This window comes from Pseudomonas ulcerans (assembly GCF_036324125.1).
In the GTDB taxonomy this organism is placed as follows: Bacteria; Pseudomonadota; Gammaproteobacteria; order Pseudomonadales; family Pseudomonadaceae; genus Aquipseudomonas; species Aquipseudomonas ulcerans.
This window is the reverse complement of sequence record NZ_JAZDQN010000089.1, coordinates 1-5,351: the sequence shown is the minus strand read 5'-3', so window position 1 is coordinate 5,351 and position 5,351 is coordinate 1. Positions and strand designations below refer to the sequence as shown.

General features: G+C 65.5%; 4 protein-coding genes and 1 pseudogene. 1 reads left to right on the top strand and 4 read right to left on the bottom strand.

The genetic code is table 11. From position 1 onward, the window contains the following. A pseudogene (locus V0R59_RS32195) lies at nucleotides 1–101 on the top strand (type VI secretion IcmF C-terminal domain-containing protein); the annotation flags it as partial. 155 nt (nucleotides 102–256) lie between these two features. On the opposite strand, the gene V0R59_RS31605 reads toward V0R59_RS32195, so the two are convergent. The 4 genes from V0R59_RS31605 to V0R59_RS31590 form a co-directional block, all read right to left on the bottom strand. Beyond that, the gene (locus V0R59_RS31605; protein WP_330078417.1) at nucleotides 257–1,882 is read right to left on the bottom strand and encodes a methyl-accepting chemotaxis protein; all 1,626 of its coding nucleotides are present in this window, start codon (nucleotides 1,880–1,882) and stop codon (nucleotides 257–259) included. A gap of 229 nt (nucleotides 1,883–2,111) precedes the next feature. Beyond that, a complete protein-coding gene (locus tag V0R59_RS31600) occupies nucleotides 2,112–3,407 on the bottom strand; it encodes an NAD(P)/FAD-dependent oxidoreductase (RefSeq protein ID WP_330078416.1) in 1,296 nt (431 codons plus the stop codon). Nucleotides 3,408–3,435: 28 nt separating this feature from the next. Next, nucleotides 3,436–3,858 carry a RidA family protein gene (locus tag V0R59_RS31595; RefSeq protein WP_330078415.1) on the bottom strand — a complete coding sequence of 141 codons (423 nt, stop codon included), beginning with the start codon at nucleotides 3,856–3,858 and terminating at the stop codon, nucleotides 3,436–3,438. Nucleotides 3,859–3,913: 55 nt separating this feature from the next. Next, entirely contained in the window at nucleotides 3,914–5,047 is a 1,134-nt protein-coding gene (locus tag V0R59_RS31590) for a tyramine oxidase subunit B (RefSeq protein WP_375547431.1), read from the bottom strand. Nucleotides 5,048–5,351 lie beyond the last annotated feature (304 nt).

The following is a 5,351-nucleotide window of genomic DNA, read 5'->3' as shown; positions in this document are numbered from 1 at the left end:
TGCGCACGGAGCTGGGGGAGGGGCCGCTGGCGTTGCTGCGGTTGCGGGGGTTCAAGTTGCCGGCGCAGATCTTCCTGGAGGGGGGCAGAGAGGCAGGGTAGAGAATCCATGGGCGTGCGCGGTGCAGGTAGGAGCTGCGTCAGCTGCGAAGGACCGCGCAGCGGTCCCAAAACCCGCCACATCACAAGCCCGTGGAGGATGGTTTCGGGAGCGCTGACGCGCTCCTTCGCAGCTGACGCAGCTCCTGAAACGTGGCTTACACCTTGAACTGCGCCACCATCCCGTTCAGCTCCACCGCCAGTCGCGACAGGTCCTGCGCCGCCGCGCTGGTCTGGTTGGCCCCTGCCGAGGTCTGCATCGACAGGTCCCTGATGTTCACCAGGTTACGATCCACCTCGCGGGCCACCTGGGCCTGCTGTTCCGAGGCACTGGCGATCACCAGGTTGCGCTGGTTGATCGAGGCGATGGCTTCGGCGATCACTTCCAGCGCTTCGCCGGCGGCCCGCGCCACATCGAGCGTGCCGGTGGCGTGGCCCTTGCTGCTCTGCATGGCCTCGACGGCGCGGCCGGTGCCGGTCTGGATCTCGGCGACGATCTGTTCGATCTCGCCGGTGGACTCCTGGGTACGGTGGGCCAGGGCACGGACTTCGTCGGCGACCACCGCGAAACCGCGTCCCGCTTCACCCGCCCGCGCCGCCTCGATGGCCGCGTTCAAGGCCAGCAGGTTGGTCTGCCCGGCAATCGCGCCGATCACGTCCATGACCCGGCTGATCTCGTTGGCACTGGCCGCCAGTTTCTCGATGTCGCCGGCAGTGCCGGTGACTTCACCCACCAGCAACTGGATCGACTGCAACGCCTGGTTGACCTGGTCACGGCCGTCGCGGGTGGTCTGGTCGGCACCCTTGGAGGCGTCGGCGGTGCTCACGGCGTTGTTGGCCACTTCTTCCACCGCGGCGGTCATCTGGTTGACGGCGGTGGCTGCCTGTTCGATTTCCGCGCTCTGCTGCTGCAGGCCGCGGCTGGTGTCCTCGGTCACCGAATGCAGCTCTTCCGAGGCCGAGGCCAATTGGTCGGAGGAGGCGCTGATCCGTGCCAGGGTCGAACGCAGGCTGGCTTGCATGCGACTCAGGGCAGCGAGCAGCAGGGCCGGTTCGTCCTGGCCTTCGACGCGGATCTCGCGGGTCAGGTCGCCGGTGGCGACGCGCTCGGCCACGGCGACGGCCTCGGCCAGCGGCACGACGATGCTGCGGGTGAGCAGGGTGGCGATGGCCACCAGTGCCAGCATGATCAGGACCAGGGTGCAGGTAATCAGCAGGAAGGATTCCGCAGAGGCGTCGGCACTGCGTTGCGCCGCGTTTTCCGCGCCGTCGACGTTGTACTTGACCAGGTCGCGCAGCGCCGTCTGCATGGCGTCGGTGGCATCGGCCAGGGGGCCGTTGATCAATTGCCGGGCGTTGTCGAGGCGGTTGTTGAGCACCGCGTCGCTGACGTCATCCTGGATGTCGGTGTAACGCTGCCGGGCGCTGGCGAAGGCATTGAACAGCGTGCGGTCCTTGTCTTCGAAGATGGTCTTCTCGTAGGTGTCCAGCGGGGCTTTCAGGCTCTCGTTCAGCTGTTCGGCGCGCTTGAGGGTCGCCGCTCGGGTTTCTGGCTGGTCTTCGAGCAGGCTGCGCAGGGTGATGGCCCGTACCCGGTTGAGGTCGGTGCCGACCTGGCCCAGGGACACCACGGAGGGCAGCCACGTTACCCGCACCTCGGTGGAGGCATTGTCCATCTGCCGGGTCTCGTACAGCGAAACCAGGCCGAGGGCCAGGACCAGAAGGCCGAGCAGGGTGAACAGGCTGGCGGCCCGCTTGCCGATTTTCATTTGCCGGAACTGCATGGGTACTCCTTGAGGAAAAAGCTGGCAGTCAGAGAGGGACCACCCGGTCACACAACGTCGGATCCCTGGGCAACGGGCCGATGCGTTTGCGCCTTTCTTCGATGATGTCAGTTAGACATCGTTCCCCAAGATTACCCTGTAACGGTGAATAGATGTTTCAAATGAGTGATTCGATTCAGCCCCTTACGCCAGAGCCCTAGCGTTATCCCCTAGGGCTCTGCGCCAAGGCTCAGGCCAGGCGTTCGAAACGGTACGGCGCCGGGTCGATGATCGGGGTTTCCCCGGACACCAGGTCTGCGGCCAGGTGGCCCGCCGCCGGCGAGGTGCCGAAGCCGTGGCCGGAGAAACCGGTGGCCAGGGTCAGGCCGGGCAGGGTGGCGACCGGGCCGATCACCGGGTTGGAATCCGGCGTCACGTCGATGGTGCCGGCCCAGGCCTGGGCGATCTCGGCCTTCTCGAACACCGGCCACGCCGCGCGCAGGTTGCGCAGGGCGTCGCCGTTGAGCGTGGCGTTGGCCGCCGGGTCGGTGACCCGCACCTTTTCGAAGGGGCTGACGGCGTCGGATTTCCAGCGCCGGGCCAATGTCAGGTCGTCGAGGAAGTACTTGCCGAGGGAAATCTTCAGGAAGTCACGCTGGGCTTTCAGCTGCGGCAGGTAGCGACGGCCGAGCAACAGGTGATCCAGGGTCAGGAAAGCGTCCAGCTTGCCGCGTTGGGTGATGATGAAGCCGCCGTCCTTGTGCTTGCGGAAGGAGAAGTCCGGGGCGCCGACGGCGGTCTCGGTCGGGCCTTCCATGGGCTGGGTGCGCAGCACCGAGCAGACCAGGGGCAGGGTTGGCAGGTCGATGCCATGGTTGCCGAGGAAGCGCCGCGACCACAGGCCGCCGGCCAGCAGCACCTGTTCGCAACGGATTTCGCCACGCTCGGTGACCACGCCACTGACTCGCCCGCCACTGGTTTGCAGGGTGCGTACCGCGCAGTTCTCGATGATCACCGCACCCAGTGCCATGGCCTTGCGGGCAATGGCGCTGGAGGCCTGGGTCGGCTCGGCACGGGCATCGGACGGGGTGTAGATCCCGCCCTGCCAGTCGCCCTTGCCGCCGGGCACCTTGTCGGCGATTTCCCGCGCGCTGAGCAGACGGGTATCGAGGTTCAGGTGCTCGACGCTCTTCAGCCAGCCGGCATGCATGTTCATCTGCGCTTCGTTGCGCGCGATGAACATGATCCCGGCCTGGCGGTAGCCGACGTCCGCACCGACCCGCTCCGGCATCTGCGCCCACAGGCGGTCCGCCGCCAGGGCCAGCGGGATGTCGTCGGCATGCCGGCTGGTCTTGCGCACCCAGCCGAGGTTGCGCGACGACTGCTCGCCGGCGATGCGGCCCTTTTCCAGGACCACCACCGGGATCTTGCGCTCGGCGAGGGTCAGGGCGGCGGTGAGACCGATGATGCCGCCGCCGATGATCACCACGGTGGTCGCGGGCGGCAGCTGTTGCTGGGTCTGTACGGGGTCGATGGTGGGCGACATGGGGAACTCTGCGTGGCGGGTCAGCGGATCACTGGCCGAGGTTGATGTAGACGGCTTCGGCTTTCGACGCGCCGCGGTAGGCGGTGACTTCCAGCTCGACCTTGTAGACCGTGGAGCCCAGCGGCGGGCAGGTCGCGGTGCAGGCCGGGTCGATGCCGCGGAACCTGGTACCGATGAAGTCCATGACCTTGGCCACGTCGGCCGGGTCCTGGATGAACACCCGCGAGCAGACCACGTCGGCCAGGCTGGCATCGACCGCGGCCAGGGCCCGCTCGATGTTCTGGAACACCTGCTCGGCCTGCTCGATCACGTCTTCCGGGATCAGCTTGGTGTCCGGGTTGCGCCCGGCGGTGTTGGACACGTAGATCCAGTTGTCGACCGCTACCAGCCGCGAGTAGCTGGCCTTTTCTTCGAAGATGGAACCGCTTTTTACCTTGACGATCTGGGTCATGGGTTTGCCTCGTTTTTCTATTAAGGAAGGGCAACAGCTGAATAAGGAAGGGGGATCAGCTGAGGACCGGGGTGTCCCACAGGTTGAGCTTGACGCCGATGCCCAGCTCGACGGCCTTGCGGTACACCACGGTGCCCCAGGCCAGGTCTTCCACCGGCATGCCACCCACCGACATCAGGATGATTTCCTCGTCGTTGAGGCGACCCGGTGCGTCGCCGGCGATGATCTTGCCGATGTCTTCCACCTGCTCGGCCTGCAGTTTTCCTTCGGCGATCATGTCCATGTAGCGCACGCCCACCAGCGGCACGTAGTTGTGCGCAGGCTTGGGCAGTTCCTCGTACCAGGCCTGGTACAGGCCGGTGTTGTCGACCACCTTGCGGATATCGTGCTGCTCCATGCCTTCGCAGATGCTGCAAGGGGCCGGCATGGCCAGGAAGGCGCCGGGCTTGACCCACTCGCGGCGGACCAGCGGGTACTTGCTCGGGTCGCCGACTTCACCGGTGCTGCAGTAGGTGACCAGGTCGGAGTCGCGCACCACCTCTTCCAGGCTGTCGACGATCTTGATGGTGGTGATCTGCGGGTAGGTTTCCTTGACCCAGGCGACGAAGCTGTCGAGGCTGCGCTGGCCACGGCCCTTGATCTTGATGGTGTCCACCTGCGGGCAGGCGGCCATGAACGCGGCGACGGTGGTCTTGCCCATCACGCCGGGGCCGAGCAGGCCGATGACTTTCGAATCCTTGCGCGCCAGGTGGCGGGCGCCGACGCCCGGGATTGCACCGGTACGGTAGGCCGAGAGCAGGTTGGCCGACATGTAGGCCAGTGGCGCGCCGCTGTCGGCGTCGTTGAGGGTGAACATCAGGATCGAGCGCGGCAGGCCTTTCTCGCGGTTGGCGATATTGGAGCCGTACCACTTGCAGCCGGAGGTGCGGAAGTTGCCGCCCAGGTACGCCGGCATCGCCATCATGCGGCGGTCGGCAGTGGGCTTGGGCATGTGCGGGAACGGCGAGTTCTCCGGGAAGGTGATCATCGCGCCGTGGGAATCGTTGTTCGGCCCGGCCATGCGGTAGTCGCCCTGGTAAAGCAGTCCGAACATTTCCTCCATGGTGTCGACGCAGGCCGGCATGTCGGTGACGCCGGCGCGGATCATGTCCTGCTCGGAAAGGTAGATGAAGTCGATTTTGGTAGTCATGGCGATCTCGCGATGCGGTGGATGCCGCATCCAATGGCGTTGTGTTTGTTGTCTACGAGGACGTGCGAAGAGACCCGGGAAGTTTTACTAACGATCGGTAGGCTGTCTTGAGTGTGCGCGCCAGAGGGTTTGACTGTGCGTGACATGGGCGGCGGGCGTGGGCATTTGTTCTGTGGTGTTGGTGTTGGTGTTGCGAGCATATCCGGTCGTGGCGGCGACTCCGCCGGCGCCTTCCGCCTTTACGGCGGCTTACTTTTTTCTTGGAAAAAGTAAGCAAAACCGCTCGCTCCCACATCAGGCCCTA